This is a genomic window from Microbacterium alkaliflavum, assembly GCF_044325405.1.
Lineage (GTDB): Bacteria > Actinomycetota > Actinomycetes > Actinomycetales > Microbacteriaceae > Microbacterium > Microbacterium alkaliflavum.
This window is the reverse complement of sequence record NZ_JBIQWL010000010.1, coordinates 127,414-141,723: the sequence shown is the minus strand read 5'-3', so window position 1 is coordinate 141,723 and position 14,310 is coordinate 127,414. Positions and strand designations below refer to the sequence as shown.

The following is a 14,310-nucleotide window of genomic DNA, read 5'->3' as shown; positions in this document are numbered from 1 at the left end:
CCGAGCCCGCACGTCCCGAGCTCTACCTCACCGCCTGACCACCACCCACCCTCAGGAAGCAACGGAATGACACCACGCCACGGGACTTGACCCCCCGCGCTCCTTCCAGCGCGATCGTAACGCCCGGCATACGTGGCGGGTGCGTCGCTGCGCGATCCGGGGGGCCCTTGCGCGATGTGGATATCGGCGTACCTCGGCCACCAAGCGCCCAGCGAGTAGCGGAGCGAGTGTTCTCGTCGGGCCGTACCCGAACCTGGGAAGCCGAACCGGCGGAGGTCCAAGGCGATGCATGCCGTTCACGTCGCAACCGATGAGACGTCCGGTGCAACTCAAGCACTCGACGCCTACTTCCCCGGAGCCTAACTCGGCGCCCGCCGCGGTCCGGGCGTCACTCTCACGCTGGACGTCTTCACCGGCGGATCCGCGCTGACCTTCCTGGACTACTCGATCGCGGCCGGCAAGTCATCGCACGCGTCGACGATATCGACGGGTACATGTTCTGTGTCACCGACCGTGTCGATGGGACCGTCACCCAGGGCCGTGAGGTGCTCAACACCGGAGCACCCTGGATCGCCCAACCGGGCACCGTCGGGCACTACGAATTCGCCCATGACTGCAACCTGCTGACGCCACTCCTGCCGCGGGTTCCGGAAGTCTGCCATCGGCTCGACCACCTCGAGCTCGAACCACCGCTCGAACCGGTGGCCGGCGGCCCCACGCGATTGCTCCACCATGGCTCTCCTCGACCCACGACGCCGACAAGCGCTCGCGCGTGCCGGGCGAACGGCTCGCCACGGACGATATACCCGATCCCGCCCCACGGAAAGGGATCGGCGATTGGCCACCCAGCGCGGACGCCAGGGCCGGTGGTTGGATCTGGGCCGGCTCCTACTTGAGGAGTTGGAGGATCGTCGTCTCCGTCCGATTCGGATCGGGTGATGGGTCTGCGTAGATCTCCCACACGTATCCCGCTGTCTCCCGCCGGTGCGCCCTCATCCACTCCTCGATGGCCTGGTAGGTCTTACTCAGCTCGGTGTAGGGACCCCGATGGACCGCGACGGCAACGTCGCCGCCAGGCGTTTCGATCGTCCGCACCTCGCCCTCTGGCTCGAACGTTCGGGCCACCTCGACGCCGAAGTCGCAGACCATCGATCCAGGTCGTGCGCCGGCGGAGTATACGAAGATGTTGTGACCATCCGTCCGAATGCCGGGATGCTGGCGAAGGAAGTCCCACACCAAGTCCAGCGCAGGCTTCCACGTCGCACCGATCTCGCTCGACGGGATCTCTCGTCGCACCGCCGCCAGAATTCGAGGACGAACGGTCTGTACCTCAACTGCTGTGGGCACCCCTCAACGTTAGGCCACCGTCCCCCTCTCGTCTCGAGACAAACGTGAACCGTGGCTCGTGGGATTCCTCTGCGGGCAGCGCGCAGAAAGGGGCTGGTCGGCGCGCGCGTCGGCGCGCTCTAGTGCGTGGCGAAGGAGAAGGTCTGCACGATCGACTCCATTTCGTCGAAGCCATTGGTGTCGGCATCTTGCAACTCGACGATGATCGTTCCATCGCCGTCGGGATCGGCGAGCAGGTAGTAGCGCTTGGGCGTGTCCACGCCGGGAGCGAAGCCGTGCAGCAGACCACCGACCCCGGCGTAGAGGAGGACGATCGGCTGACTCGGGTCGTCCTGGAGACCGATCTGACAGTTGTCGCCGGGCCAGGCCGGGTTGCGGGTGAGGTCGATCATCAGACCGTTCAGGCCCCCGAGGGCGACATCCTGGGGTTCGCTCACGGTCACTGATCCGCGAGCAATGAACTCCTCGACCATGTCTTGCGGGGTTGTGCCGACGCCAGGCTGCGGTGACATCGCCTCGGCCTCGGAGCTGCAGTCGCGGTTCGATGCATACACGTCGTTGTTCACGAAGATTGCGTCGGCCGTCTCGCCCTCCAGTTCTGCGACACTCGCGCTGGCAGGGGCGGCCGCAAAGTTGCTGGGCAAGTCTTCGAAGACAGCCCACTCAGACGGGAGAGCGAACGTGAGTGTCGGAGTGAACTGCTCCGACTGCTTGGCGCTTTGGGTCGCAGCGCTCGTGGGTGTCGCACCGCCCGCGCTGGTGCAGCCAGTGAGCGCGAGCGCGAGGACTACCGGCCACACGAGGCGAGGCGTGTGCTGCATGGCGCACAATGTACTCCGCACTCATGCGGCCCGACAGTGCCGCCAACCGCGCTAGTGATGCCGTCAGACCGGATCCCTGTGCGAGCAGAGGACATGGTGAGAGGTGAGCGCGAAGCGCGATTGCCCGTCGGTCTGTGCTCCCGCTATGTGGTCTCTGTGACTCGACATTCCGGTGGGACCGTGCGGCCAGTAGTGCGTTCGTCCGGGACCGCCACCGCGCGATGATCACGCGACAGCCGAACATCGGCTCGCGGGTGGCTCATATGTGTTCTGACCAGACGGCCGCCGCTCCGCTATGGCCGATCAGAACAGCCTCCACTGTCGTCCCGCCGCCGACGATGACGGCGAGGACGAGCAATGTGGCGGGAACCCATATCGGACCACGCTTTGCCTCGGTGTCCGAGGAGGAGAGGGATGCTTTCGCCCGTGTTTCCCGGATGTTCCACCACAGCAGTGCTGCTGCCACGACGACCAGCCCGATGACCCACGGCAGGAGGCCGTCAGCGAGTTCGGCGTGCGTGTCGATGAGCGCGTTCTCACCCACCCGTGCCTCGAGCTGTTCGCCAGACTCTTTGGAAATCGGTACGAGGGCAAGCGCGACGACCGAGACGCCGAGTGTGAGGTATCCCGCCCAACGCCGAAATCGCGGCTATGCGGCCGTGAGAACCACCAGCACGGCGGCGACAGGGACGACGACCTCGGTTGCGTGAACGACGAGGGGATGAAGAGGTAGACCGAAAATGGTGTCGAACATTGTGTTTCGCACCTCCCTCTCGCGCCCAGTGCGCGGAAGATCCAGGCGGGTCGGCGCCGAACAAACCCGATACGTGTCGTTGTGCGTGCAGTCTCGCGCCGGGGCAGGGCGGGACAGAGGGGATTGACAGCAGCGGCCAATGAGCGAACGCGGAATCGCGCGAAGTTCCATTGCCCGACGCTGATCCGTAAACGCGGGTTGGACGAAAGCGGGCCGTCGGCGCGCATCTCGTTGGATCGCGACTTCGATCACCTGAACCTTGGTTCCGGGGAACGAATGCTCGACGGTGGTTCCCTGTTCCGGCACGTGCACGTGGAGGAGGGTCGCCGTGCAGGTGGCGAGCTCTACCCGCCGGTCGGTCACTGTCGAAGGGCGGTCGTCGCGCGACCGGCGGGGACAGCGGAGATTCGGGGCCACGCCCAGGCGGAACGCAGGATGAAGGCCAGGAGCAGCACCTCGATTCCGATGGAGATGCCGTAGAAGGCGATCCACTCCCAGGTCGTCCCCGCCGCATTGAAGATCGAGTAGGGGATGAGGAGTGATGCGACGACGAGGTTCGTGACGCGGTTCGCCCGATCGGGCAGCGTCATGGAGAGCATCACCATCAGGGCGGGGATCGACACCGACACGAGGAAGACGGTCAACAACGTCGGGCTGATGTCGAACCTCCAGACGAGGCCGTTCAGGATGCCATCGACGACGCCGGGCTTGTAGAAGTTGAGGACGTCTACGTAGACGTAAAGGAACATGAAGCTGGTCCACGCGGCAGCGAGCTTGGCCTGCACGGGGATCCGCCGGCTGTCGAGCGTGTTCGGGGTTTCGGTTCGGGTGTTCATCGGTTCTTCTTCCTTGAGGAGCGGTCCCTCCACCGGAGTGGCGGCAGGGCTGGGTGCGGGCTGGGTCGTTCTCGGCGGGGGCGGTCGTCAGAGGGTGACCACGACCTTCCCTCGGGTGTGCCCGGCTGCGACGTAGCGCAGGGCGTGGGCCGCTTCGTCGAGGGGGTAGGTGCGATCGATAACCGGCCTGACCTGCCCGGTTGCGAGCAGGTCAGCCAGGGCGAGCAGATCCTGGCGCTTCCCGATCGACGTGAAGGGTCTCAGTTGCTGACGGGTGAACGTCGACAGCACGCGCGCTTTGACGATCCGACCGAGGGGGCCGAACCAGCGGCCGCCGCGTCCGCTGTTGGGGATGAGAACGCCCGTGGGCGTGAGCGCTCCGCGGAGGGCCGCCAGGGGCTGGGCCTCCACACTGTCGAGGATGACGTCATAACGCTTCCCGGTGCCGGTGAAGTCGGTCGCCGTGTAGTCGACGACGTGGTCAGCACCAAGCGACCGGACCAGCTCGACGTTGCGAGTGCTGCACACCGCGGTCACCTCGGCGCCGAACGCCTTGGCGATCTGCACGGCGAACGTTCCCACGCCGCCCGACGCGCCCGCGACCAGCACCGACTGGCCCGGTCGAACGTTCGCGATGTCGCGCAGGGCCTGCAACGCCGTCATACCCGAGGTGGGCACTGCGGCCGCGTCCACGACCGACAGATCGGCAGGCACGGTGACGAGGTTCTCCGCCGCGACGCAGGCGTACTCCGCGAGCGCTCCGGTGGTGCTCCAACCGAACACCTCGTCGCCGGGGCCGAGCGCCGTGACATCCTTCCCGACCGCTGCCACCACGCCGGCAAGGTCTCTGCCGGGGATGCCGTGGCGCGGCCGGTGGAGCCCGAACACCAGGCGCACGACGTACGGCTCACCGGTCAAGACGAAGTGATCGCCGGGATGCACCGAGGCCGCGCCCACCTGGACGAGCACCTCGCCTCGACCGGGTATCGGCAGCCCGATCTCGGTCAACTCGAGCTCCGAGGGCGGGCCGTAGTGACGCTGGATGGCGGCCCGCATCGTCGCCGCCCCAGTCGGCCTCGCCTCCGGCACCAGGCCGGTTGCAGCATCCGATCGCTGTTCGATTCTCACGGAAGCCTCCTCACTCGAGCTGCGACTTCTCGCTGGCTCGTACACCGTACGTCGTACGCTGTACTATGACCGTACGCTGTACGATTGTCAAGCCCTACGAGCGAGCAAGGAGACCCGTGTCCGCGAAAGAACACCGCCAGGTCCTCTCAGACGCAGGGCTGAGCAAGCAGCGGGTCGTGCTCGAGGCGATCCGGCTCGCCGACCGCGAAGGGGTCGGCGGGCTGAGCATGCGCCGGCTGGCCAGCACGCTCGGCGCCGGCGCGATGTCGCTGTACCACTATGTGGCGAGCAAGGATGAGCTGCTCGACGCCATGATCGACTTCGTGTTCGAGGAGATCGAGCTCCCACCCGAAGAGACCGACTGGCAGTCGGCGATGCGACGGCGGGCGGTATCCGCCCAACAGGTTCTCGCCCGTCATCCCTGGGCGAACGGCCTGATGGAGTCGCGGACCTCGCCGGGGCCGGCGAACCTCCGCCACCACGAAGCGGTCACCGCCTGCCTGCGAAGGGCCGGCTTCTCGCCCTTGATGGCGACGCACGCCAACTGGCTGCTCGACAGCTATGTGTACGGTTTCGCCCTGCAGGCGGCCAGCCTGCCGTTCGACACCGCCGATGAGCTCGCGGAGATGGCCGAGGACGTCTATCTGCCCCAACTTCCCCCTGACGAGTTCCCGTATCTCAACGAGTCCGCCGCGGCGCTGGTCGATGCCGGCTTCGACCCGGCGGACGAGTTCATTTTCGGCCTCAACCTCGTCCTAGCTGCCCTCGAGCCACTGAGAACCGCCGGATAGCGACACCTGCGGACCGCCACGCGGACCTCGGCACCGCGTGCGGTCCAAGAGCGCGCCACTCCTCCGCATTCAACAACCGCTCACTATCGAACTCACCGCGCCGAGTACCGCGACGCGCTGAGCGATCTCGTCGATGCGTCGATGATCGAGAGTGGGAACGGGATCCCGATTCGCGCGATGCGCGCCCAGGGGAGGTTGCGTACGCGCTCAGGCACGTGCGATTCGGATCCATCTACGCGCAGTGGCCGGAAGCTGGACGTCACGCGCGATGAAGGGGTCGATCCGGATCTCTTCGCGGCCGGCGCCGATTCAGTCCGCCCCGTCATTCATGCCGTCTCGTTGCGCCGCCTCGTGGCGGGTGGCTGTGATGCGGGCGACCGCATCGGCGACCTCGCGCGGGTCGCGAGCGTGTGCGTCGAGGGCGCGGTGGATGGTGAGTCCTTCGATCAGCGCGTCGAGCATGCGTGCCGTGTCGGGGTCGAAGTGGCGTTCAAGCGCTGTCCGGCTGCGCTGCATCCACTCGGCCGTGATGGAGCGGTATGCCGGCTCGCGAGCGGCCAGGGTGTAGAGCTCGTGCGACAGGATGAGTTCGCGATCGTCGCCGTAGACGTCTTCGAGGATGATCGCGACGACCGCGGCTCGCGCCGCGTCGATGTCGGTGGCCTCGCTCATGCGCTGCGTGAATCGATCGCTCACGGTCGTGGCGAACCGTGTGAAGGCCTCCCGGAGCAAGCCGTCCATGCCGTCGAAGTAGTAGGTCGTCGCACCGAGCGGAACGCCTGCCTCGGCGGCGACCTTGCGATGCGACGTGCCGGCGACCCCGACGTGGGCGATGACCTCCAGGCACGCAGCGACGATGCGGTCGCGTCGATCGGGATCGTTGCGGCGGCCGAGCCGAGACCCCGTCGCATCTCTCGCTGTGGTCACGGGACTACTCGATCGTTCGGACGACGCGAGCGGGGTTGCCGACGGCGACGACACCGGCCGGAATGTCCCTCGTGACCACAGCTCCCGCGCCGATCACCGAGTTCGCGCCGATGGTCACTCCCGGGCAGACGATGACGCTGCCTCCAAGCCACACGTTGTCGCCGATCGTGATGGGCTTCGCCGCTTCGAGCTTGTCGCGTCGAGGCTGCGGATCGATCGGATGCGTCGGCGTGAGCAGCTGAACGTTCGGGCCGATCTGACAGTCCTCGCCGATGGTGATGGTCGCGACGTCGAGGGCGGTGAGGTTGTAGTTCACGAAGGTCCGGGCGCCGACGTGGATGTTCTCGCCGTAGTCCACGAACAGCGGCGCGTTGATGTGCGCACCTTCCCCGAGCGTGCCGAGCAGGTCTGACAGGAGCGCGCGAGCAGAAGCATCTCCGACGACCAATGCGCGGTGGTACTCGTCACTGAGACGCACAGCCCGATCATGAAGGCGCTCGTTGTCCGGATCATCGGCGATATAGAGGTCGCCCGCGAGCATGCGTTCTCGGTTCGAACGCGGGTCGCCCGCGAAGTAGTCCTCGGCCATGCACGCGAATCTAGCTCAGATGTGTACGAACGTCCAGATTGTGTGTACGATCGTCCAAGTATTGCGAACCGTCCGCACACCCGATCTCCGAAAGCGCCTTACTCCTCGTGTACGCCCTCCTCCTCTCGATCATCTACATCGCCTTCATCAGCCTCGGACTGCCCGACTCGCTGATCGGCGCCGGCTGGCCGGTCATGCACCAGGACCTCGACGTGCCGATCGCCTTCGCCGGCATCGTCACGATGATCATCGCGAGCGGCACCATCCTCTCCAGCCTCGCCTCCGAGCGCGTCACGCGCCGGTTCGGCGTCGGCGTCGTGACGGCCGTCAGCGTCGGCATGACGGCGGCCGCCCTGGTGGGTTTCTCGTTCTCCGGTTCTTTCTGGATGCTGTGCCTCTGGGCCATCCCGTACGGACTGGGCGCCGGTGCCGTCGACGCGGCGCTAAACAACTACGTGGCCGTGCACTACGCCGCCCGGCACATGAACTGGCTTCACGCATGCTGGGGCCTCGGCGCATCCATCAGCCCGTTCATCATGAGCTTCGCGCTCACGTCCGGCATGGGCTGGTCGAGCGCCTACCTGATCATCGGCGCCATCCAGGCAGTCCTCACCTTCGCGCTCCTGCTCAGCATCCCGCTGTGGAAGCGGGTCAACTCAATCGTTCCGAGCCATCACGAGGACGGTGAAGAGGGGGATGCCGAAAGCCCGCCGACCGGAAACGGCAGCCGTCACGTCCCTCTCGCGCAAGCGCTGCGCATTCCCGGCGTCCTGCTGATCCTCGCCGCCTTCTTCGCATACTGCGCACTCGAAAGCACCGCGATCCTCTGGGCATCGACCTACCTCGTGGCAGATCGCGGAGTAGCCCCGGCCACCGCCGCCGCGTTCGCCTCGCTCTTCCTGCTGGGCATCACCGCCGGCCGATTCCTGGCCGGGTTCTTCGCCGACCGTGTCGGAGACCGATGGATGATGCGCGGCGGCTTCATCACCGTCGGCACCGGAGTCCTCATGCTGGCGCTGCCGCTCCAGACGAGCACGCTTGCTCTCATCGGCCTGGTGATCGCGGGACTCGGATGCGCGCCGATCTACCCCGCGATCATCCACTCCACACCGGTCAACTTCGGCCGCAACAACTCGCAAGCGATCATCGGCATCCAGATGGCAGCCGCCTACGCCGGCTCCACGCTCGCACCACCGCTCTTCGGCGTGATCTCGGCCTGGACCGGAATGTGGCTGCTCCCGTTGTTCCTCGCCGTACTCGTCGCTCTGGGCCTCGTGATGTCGGAGCGGCTCAACCTCATGGTTGATCGCCGAAACGAGGTCCCCGTTTCATAGTCGGTCGCGAGCCCGGCCCCACCGCCAACCTCTGCTTCGCACCGACCGGAACCGCTCGCGGCCTGTTCGCCGGGCACATCGTCTTACCGGCCGCGCGACACGAGGGACGATGCGAACGCGCGAAAAGCCGTTCGCATCGGATCCACAATCGGGCACTGCCCGGAAGCGGACCGCTCGTGCGTTGACGGATCCGACTGCCCTGGGGCGCTTAGGGCTGACGCGCGATCAGTCCGAGGATGCCGACCTCGACGTACTCGGTGATGGCGTCGGTGAAACTCAGCTGTGCATTCTGCAGTGAGGGTTCGAGGGCGTAGGCCTCGAGCACTGCCGGGGATGGGTGGCTTTGCGGCCACGCGCCGCTGGCGCTGATCAGCGTCATCGCGACGAGACGGTATGCCGTCGCATCGTCGAGTTCGGGCAGCGCACGGCGCAGGGCGCGCACGAGAGTCGCGACGGATTCTCCGATCAGCCGCTTGTGTTCTAGCGCGAGGCCGGCGGAGATGTTGCGCTCCAGGACTGAGGCCTGACTGCTGATGAGGTCGCACATCACGGGTCGTTGATCCATGGAGCGTGCGACCACCTTGGCGACGTGCTCTGCACGCGCCGGGAGGTCGCGGTCTGACGTTGTGAGTTCGGCGTCGAGAGCGGCAGCCCAGTCCTGAAGCTCGACATTGAGGAGTTCCAGGAGGATGGCTTCTCGCGATTCGTAGTAGCGCAGCACGTTCGACTTTGCCAGGCCGACCCTGCGGCTGATCTCGTTCAGGCTGAGCTCGGCGACAGGCATCTGGGTGAGCATCCGGGCTGTCGTCTGCAGAATCACGCGACGCCGCTCGTCGCGCTGTGCGTCGCTCCGGGCGCGCTGGAACTCCATGTGCCCACTTTATCGGACCGGAGGTCTTTTGTTAAAGAACTTCCGGTCTGTTACGCTGGGCGCAACAGACCAGGGGTCTGATAGAGGAGTTCGAGATGCAAGGAATGTCCAGTCAGCGCGGCAAGGTCGCGGTCGTCACCGGTGCGAACAGCGGAACCGGAAAAGCCACAGCCGCGGCCCTGGCCGCTGCCGGCGCGCGAGTCATCCTGGCTGTTCGAACGCCCAGCAAAGGGGAGGACGCGAAGGCGGACATCCTGAAGCGCAACCCTGGTGCGGATCTGCACATGCGCCAGCTCGATCTCGCGGACCTGGGAAGCGTGAAGCAGTTCGCCGACGCGCTCATCGCCGACGGCACTCCACTCGATCTGCTGGTGAACAACGCCGGCGTGATGATGCCGCCGGTCCGTCACGAGACCAAGGACGGCTTCGAGCTGCAGATCGGCAGCAACTTCCTCGGCCCGTTCGCACTGACCGTGCGGCTGCTCCCGCTGCTGCTCACCGCCGACGCTCCGCGTGTCGCGACAATGGCCAGCAGCCAAGCGAACGGCGCCTCCATCCGGTTCGACGACCTCAACTGGAAACGGGACTACCAGGCGATCCCCGCGTATCGACAGTCCAAACTCGCCGACCTCCTGATGAGCCAGCACCTGGCTGAGCTCGCGAAGCAGAACGGCTGGAATCTGCTCTCCGTGGCCGCGCACCCGGGCAGCTCCCGCACCAACATCGCGCACGCCGGGCCCACCATGGGCGGCCGGCCGCCACTCGCACTGCAGATCCTCGGGCGAATCCTGCCCTCATCAACTCCTGAGGAAGGCGCAGAATCGCTCATCCTCGCCGCCACGGACCCAGATGTGGAGCAGGGTTCGTACTACGGTCCGCGCTTCAGCCTCGTCGGCCGGCCCACGCGCCTACGCATCCCGAAATCCGCCGCCGATCCCGCCCTCGCGCAGCGCCTCTGGGCCCTCGCCGAAGAGCTGACCGGCGTCAACGTCCACCACATGACCAACACCATCGAATAGCCAGGAATCCGCGTTGGGCTGAGCACGCGTCCCACCGCCGATCCCATTGCGAGCGCTGCGCGGAAGAGGCACGTCGCGTACGCGCTCCGACGCGTTCGCTCCGGATCGGCTTACGCGCAATGCGCGGTAGGGCAGGGCGGCGAACGCGCCTTACGCGGTTCTCTCTGGATCCCTAACTCGGTGCGGCCCGGGGACACTGGCCGGCCCTGCATAGCCGATGTCATCGACAGCCGACTCGGCGCAGGCGGGTGCCAAGGCCGCGGCAGGACCGCTCGAGCTTGTGTCCGGGACTCCCTCGGTCGGCCTCGCGCCCCATTTGTCTCGATGCGCCCGTTCGGCATCCGTCGGGGCAACGCCGGATGCCTCAGTGGGCAGAAGTGGTGCCCGAGTGAGCACGAGAGGTGTGCGGTCGCCGGACCGTTACCTGTTGGGCCTCGAGGTGCTCCCTTCTCGGGCTGCGGGCGAGAAGGGTCCGGCTGTGGATTGGACGTCGACGCGCCGGGACCTTCGGCCCTGACCGCCACGACGAGCGCGACAAGCATGGGATGCATGGACACGGTGGTGCGAACAAGTCGGGGCGAGGTACGCGGCGGGCTTCTGGACGGACTCCACGTGTTCCTGGGCGTCCCATACGCCGCGCCGCCGTTCGGCGAGGGGCGGCTGCGTTCGCCTCGGCCGGTCGAACCGTGGGACGGCGTCCGCGACGCGACGGCGTTCGGTCCGGAGCCGCCGCAGGTGGCCCCGCCCACGACCGGCGGTCCGGGCGAAGGGGCGTCCGGCGATTGGTCGGAGGTGGGTGAGGCGTTCGCTCGCGTGGCACGCGCCGCGCCATCCCAGGAGGTGCTCAACCTCAACATCTGGACGCCTGACCCGGCCGCGCGTGGGCTGCCGGTGATGGTGTGGATCCAAGGTGGGATGTTCGAGCTCAGCTCCACCGCCGCCTACGACGGCAGCCGATTCGCCCGCGACGGCGTGGTCTGTGTGGTGATCAACTGGCGGCCTGGGGCCGAGGGCTTCCTGTACCTGGACGACGGCATCGCGAACGTCGGCCTGCTCGACCAGGTGGCCGCGCTGGCGTGGATCCGCGAGGAGATCGCCGCGTTCGGCGGTGACCCGGGCAACGTCACGATCTTCGGGGAGTCGGCCGGGGCGATGAGCATCGGGATGCTGCTAGCGATGCCGCGTGCCGAGGGACTGTTCCGGCGCGCGATACTGCAGAGTGGGGCAGCACACCACGTGATGCCCGCCTCCGACGCCAGGCGCATCGCAGGATACCTCGCGGACCTCCTCGGCGTTCGTCCGGAACGCGCGGCAATCGCGGAAGTCGGCGTCAAGCGGCTGCTCGCGGCGCAGACGCGGCTGAAGGACGCCCTCTCCGCCGACCCCGACCCGGAACGCTGGGGTCTCGAGATTGTCTCGACGATGATGCCGTGGCAACCCTCGCTGGACGGCGACGTGATCCCTGCCCCGCCCATCGAGCGGATAACGTCCGGTGCGGCGGGCGACATCGACATCATCGTCGGCACGAATGTCGACGACTGGCGCCTGTGGAGCCTGGTCGGCGGCGTCTTGGGCGCCATGACGGACGAGATCATGACGGGACCGGTGGAGCGGTACGGCTATCAATCCCTTGCAGCCTACGGGTTGTCCCCCGAGGCGACGCTCGCCGCGTACCGGGTCCGGTACCCCCAGGCTGCGCCTGGGGACATCTTCGCGCTGGTGCAGACGGACTGGTGGATGCGCCTGCCCGCGATCCGCCTTGCCGACGCCCACGCTGGCATGGTGGGGCGAACGTACATGTACGAGTTCGCGTGGCCGGCCCGGGGCCTCGGCGCCGTCCACGCGCTGGAGATCCCGTTCGTCTTCGACACTGTCGGACCCGACGTGCCGCTGTTCGGGCCGATGCTCGGACCGGACGCGCCGCAGCAGCTCGCGGACGTCATGCACGGCGCGTGGGCCGCCTTCGCCGCGAGCGGCGACCCGGGCCCGAAATGGCCACGCTACGACCTGGATCGCCGGGCGACGATGCGATTCGACGTTCCGTCGAAGGCGATACCGGACCCCCGCGCGTGGGAGCGTGAGTTCTGGGCTGGCCTGCGGTGATCGCGGATGCCGCAACGAGGGAGGCCGTCGTGAGCGTGCCCGGCTACGTGGTCAGTCGTGTCCCGAGTAATCGGCGTCCGGTGCTCGACCGGCTCGTTGGCGCCAGCCGGCGGTTCCAGGTCCACGCGCTGGTCGAGTTCGACGTTTCCGAGGCCTCGGCGCGGATTGCGCAGGCGGAGCCACATGTGTCGTGGACCGGGTTCCTCATCGCGACGCTGGGTCGCGCGTTGGCCCGGCATCCGGAGGTGAACAGCCGGAAGGCAGGGAATCGGATCCTCACCTTCGATCGGGTCGATGTTGGCGCGACGGTCGAACGGCACTGGACGGGACAAACCATCCTCGACATCGCCACCGTTCGCGACGTCAATCGGATGTCCGCGTCCGCGGTGTCCGCCCTGTTGCGTGAGACGAAGTACGGTCCCGGTGAGTCGCATTCTCCGCACGGGATGATGCGATTGGTGCTGCGACTGCCGGGCCCGCTGCGTCGGACAGCCATCCGGCTCGGAGGCACCCGGCCGAGCATCGCGGCGAGCTTCGGGCCCGCCGTCGGCGTGACCTCTCTCGGAATGTTCACACGCGGTTGGGGTTGGGCGATCCCGGTCGCGCCGTTGACGGTCATCGTGAGCGTGGGCGGGGTTGTCGACCGACCTGTTGTGCGAGACGGGAAGGTCGTCGTGCGCCCCATGCTCCCGTTGACGCTGAGTTTTGACCACGCTGTGGTGGATGGTGCACCTGCCGCCCGCTTCACCGAGACACTCCGCGAGCTGGTCGAGTCGGCGGCCGTGCTCGAGATTGCTCCCGCCGCGGAGGGGTGACCTGGGCCGGCCGCGCGTCCACGTCCGCCCCCGGCCCCTGCCCCTCGCCTCTCCTGCGGCGTACCCTCCGAACTGAACGGAGATGAGGTGGCCGACATGAGCGATGGACGCGGGAGCGGGGCAGCGGCGCATGCCGCACCGTGGGGGTTCTTCTTCTTTCTGGCGTACATTGGCGCCGCCATCTACTTCATCTCCCACTCCGACATGGGATTCTGGGGCTGGGTTCTAGGCCTCCTTCAGGCCCTCGTCTGGCCGGTCTACCTCACCTACTACGCGTTTGAGGCCCTCGGCGTCGCTTGAGCACCCCGATGCCGTTGACGGCGCCGCGCTTGCACACTCGCCATTCCCCAGCGGGCAGGCGGCCTGCCTCACGATACGAACGAAGTCTCGTGGAATGATCTGACCGATTCGGAATCCTCTGCGCGAACAATCGACGTCGTGATCTACGGCGCCCACAAGCGGCGTGCGGTCGTAGCCTTGCTCCATGCGAGCCGACGAGCTGTACACCGCTCAATTCGACACCGTCGACTCGACGGGGCGACGAGTGACAGTGCACACGGAGGGCGTCCAATACGGACCGGAACGCGTCGTGGATGATCGCCTGTGGCACGACGGCCGCGAGTATGTACGAGACGCGATCGATGGAGACGTCATCATCTACCTCGCCTACATCTGAGGGCAGTGCTATTGCGTGGGCCACGGAAGCGGTCGTCGTTGGTCTCGGCATCAGCGGTCGCACCTCGTCCGTGCACGTGGATCCGCATACGGGCAGAGCGCGTGAGGGGCAGCTCGCGTGCACGGATAGACGCGTGCGATTGCTATCCCTAACGGAGCTTACGCATCGCTCTTCGGCGGATAGACCGCACCGGGGTCGGTTTCCTTGCCGCGGCCCGGATCGTTCGTCGAAGAATTGCTCGGGCCAGACACGCCACGTCAGTGCCCTTGAGCGATGCCGTATCGATTCCTAGAATTCCG

Annotated in this window: 16 protein-coding genes; 7 read left to right on the top strand and 9 right to left on the bottom strand. The window is 66.8% G+C overall.

The features are described from left to right. Window positions 1-440: 440 nt before the first annotated feature. From ACH3VR_RS19785 to ACH3VR_RS19760, 6 genes are all read right to left on the bottom strand, one after another. Window positions 441-734, bottom strand: a complete 294-nt coding sequence (locus tag ACH3VR_RS19785) for a hypothetical protein (protein ID WP_397558047.1) — start codon at window positions 732-734, stop codon at window positions 441-443. Window positions 735-888: 154 nt separating this feature from the next. Further along, on the bottom strand, window positions 889-1,347 hold the full coding sequence (locus tag ACH3VR_RS19780) for a GyrI-like domain-containing protein (protein ID WP_397558046.1): 459 nt from the start codon (window positions 1,345-1,347) through the stop codon (window positions 889-891). A 119-nt stretch (window positions 1,348-1,466) separates the two neighbouring features. Continuing rightward, the gene (locus ACH3VR_RS19775; protein WP_397558045.1) at window positions 1,467-2,168 is read right to left on the bottom strand and encodes a hypothetical protein; all 702 of its coding nucleotides are present in this window, start codon (window positions 2,166-2,168) and stop codon (window positions 1,467-1,469) included. 259 nt (window positions 2,169-2,427) lie between these two features. Then, window positions 2,428-2,712 carry a hypothetical protein gene (locus tag ACH3VR_RS19770; RefSeq protein WP_397558044.1) on the bottom strand — a complete coding sequence of 95 codons (285 nt, stop codon included), beginning with the start codon at window positions 2,710-2,712 and terminating at the stop codon, window positions 2,428-2,430. A 569-nt stretch (window positions 2,713-3,281) separates the two neighbouring features. After that, entirely contained in the window at window positions 3,282-3,758 is a 477-nt protein-coding gene (locus ACH3VR_RS19765) for a DUF6326 family protein (RefSeq protein ID WP_397558043.1), read from the bottom strand. An 87-nt stretch (window positions 3,759-3,845) separates the two neighbouring features. After that, complete coding sequence (locus ACH3VR_RS19760) at window positions 3,846-4,814, bottom strand: NAD(P)-dependent alcohol dehydrogenase (RefSeq protein WP_397558042.1); 969 nt, start codon at window positions 4,812-4,814, stop codon at window positions 3,846-3,848. A 188-nt stretch (window positions 4,815-5,002) separates the two neighbouring features. On the opposite strand from ACH3VR_RS19760, the gene ACH3VR_RS19755 reads away from it, so the two are divergent. Further along, on the top strand, window positions 5,003-5,677 hold the full coding sequence (locus ACH3VR_RS19755; RefSeq protein WP_397558041.1) for a TetR/AcrR family transcriptional regulator: 675 nt from the start codon (window positions 5,003-5,005) through the stop codon (window positions 5,675-5,677). Between the two features lie 309 nt (window positions 5,678-5,986). Here the strand turns inward: ACH3VR_RS19755 and ACH3VR_RS19750 are convergent, their stop codons facing one another. After that, window positions 5,987-6,604 (bottom strand): TetR/AcrR family transcriptional regulator, encoded by a 618-nt coding sequence (locus ACH3VR_RS19750; RefSeq protein ID WP_397558040.1) that lies wholly within the window; start codon window positions 6,602-6,604, stop codon window positions 5,987-5,989. 4 nt (window positions 6,605-6,608) lie between these two features. Further along, window positions 6,609-7,193, bottom strand: coding sequence for a sugar O-acetyltransferase (locus ACH3VR_RS19745; RefSeq protein WP_397558039.1), 585 nt, complete (start codon window positions 7,191-7,193; stop codon window positions 6,609-6,611). A gap of 107 nt (window positions 7,194-7,300) precedes the next feature. Here ACH3VR_RS19745 and ACH3VR_RS19740 point away from each other — a divergent pair, with 107 nt between their 5' ends. Beyond that, window positions 7,301-8,527, top strand: coding sequence for an MFS transporter (locus ACH3VR_RS19740; protein WP_397558038.1), 1,227 nt, complete (start codon window positions 7,301-7,303; stop codon window positions 8,525-8,527). A 208-nt stretch (window positions 8,528-8,735) separates the two neighbouring features. Here ACH3VR_RS19740 and ACH3VR_RS19735 read toward each other — a convergent pair whose 3' ends face one another. Further along, a complete protein-coding gene (locus ACH3VR_RS19735) occupies window positions 8,736-9,398 on the bottom strand; it encodes a TetR/AcrR family transcriptional regulator (RefSeq protein WP_397558037.1) in 663 nt (220 codons plus the stop codon). A gap of 95 nt (window positions 9,399-9,493) precedes the next feature. Between ACH3VR_RS19735 and ACH3VR_RS19730 the strand changes: the two genes are divergently transcribed. From ACH3VR_RS19730 to ACH3VR_RS19710, 5 genes are all read left to right on the top strand, one after another. Next, the gene (locus tag ACH3VR_RS19730; protein WP_397558036.1) at window positions 9,494-10,417 is read left to right on the top strand and encodes an SDR family oxidoreductase; all 924 of its coding nucleotides are present in this window, start codon (window positions 9,494-9,496) and stop codon (window positions 10,415-10,417) included. 549 nt (window positions 10,418-10,966) lie between these two features. Next, on the top strand, window positions 10,967-12,520 hold the full coding sequence (locus ACH3VR_RS19725) for a carboxylesterase/lipase family protein (RefSeq protein ID WP_397558035.1): 1,554 nt from the start codon (window positions 10,967-10,969) through the stop codon (window positions 12,518-12,520). 29 nt (window positions 12,521-12,549) lie between these two features. Next, window positions 12,550-13,335 (top strand): 2-oxo acid dehydrogenase subunit E2, encoded by a 786-nt coding sequence (locus ACH3VR_RS19720; RefSeq protein ID WP_397558034.1) that lies wholly within the window; start codon window positions 12,550-12,552, stop codon window positions 13,333-13,335. Between the two features lie 96 nt (window positions 13,336-13,431). After that, entirely contained in the window at window positions 13,432-13,635 is a 204-nt protein-coding gene (locus ACH3VR_RS19715; protein WP_397558033.1) for a hypothetical protein, read from the top strand. 184 nt (window positions 13,636-13,819) lie between these two features. Further along, complete coding sequence (locus tag ACH3VR_RS19710; protein ID WP_397558032.1) at window positions 13,820-14,011, top strand: hypothetical protein; 192 nt, start codon at window positions 13,820-13,822, stop codon at window positions 14,009-14,011. The last annotated feature ends 299 nt before the right edge of the window (window positions 14,012-14,310 follow it).

Bases quoted from the DNA above. Each gene is read 5' to 3' on its own strand.
- ACH3VR_RS19785 (WP_397558047.1), bottom strand. From the start codon at position 734: ATGGTGGAGCAATCGCGTGGGGCCGCCGGCCACCGGTTCGAGCGGTGG.
- ACH3VR_RS19775 (WP_397558045.1), bottom strand. From the start codon at position 2,168: ATGCAGCACACGCCTCGCCTCGTGTGGCCGGTAGTCCTCGCGCTCGCG.
- ACH3VR_RS19765 (WP_397558043.1), bottom strand. From the start codon at position 3,758: ATGAACACCCGAACCGAAACCCCGAACACGCTCGACAGCCGGCGGATC.
- ACH3VR_RS19760 (WP_397558042.1), bottom strand. From the start codon at position 4,814: ATGCGGGCCGCCATCCAGCGTCACTACGGCCCGCCCTCGGAGCTCGAG.
- ACH3VR_RS19745 (WP_397558039.1), bottom strand. From the start codon at position 7,193: ATGGCCGAGGACTACTTCGCGGGCGACCCGCGTTCGAACCGAGAACGC.
- ACH3VR_RS19735 (WP_397558037.1), bottom strand. From the start codon at position 9,398: ATGGAGTTCCAGCGCGCCCGGAGCGACGCACAGCGCGACGAGCGGCGT.
- ACH3VR_RS19730 (WP_397558036.1), top strand. From the start codon at position 9,494: ATGCAAGGAATGTCCAGTCAGCGCGGCAAGGTCGCGGTCGTCACCGGT.
- ACH3VR_RS19725 (WP_397558035.1), top strand. From the start codon at position 10,967: ATGGACACGGTGGTGCGAACAAGTCGGGGCGAGGTACGCGGCGGGCTT.
- ACH3VR_RS19715 (WP_397558033.1), top strand. From the start codon at position 13,432: ATGAGCGATGGACGCGGGAGCGGGGCAGCGGCGCATGCCGCACCGTGG.
- ACH3VR_RS19710 (WP_397558032.1), top strand. From the start codon at position 13,820: ATGCGAGCCGACGAGCTGTACACCGCTCAATTCGACACCGTCGACTCG.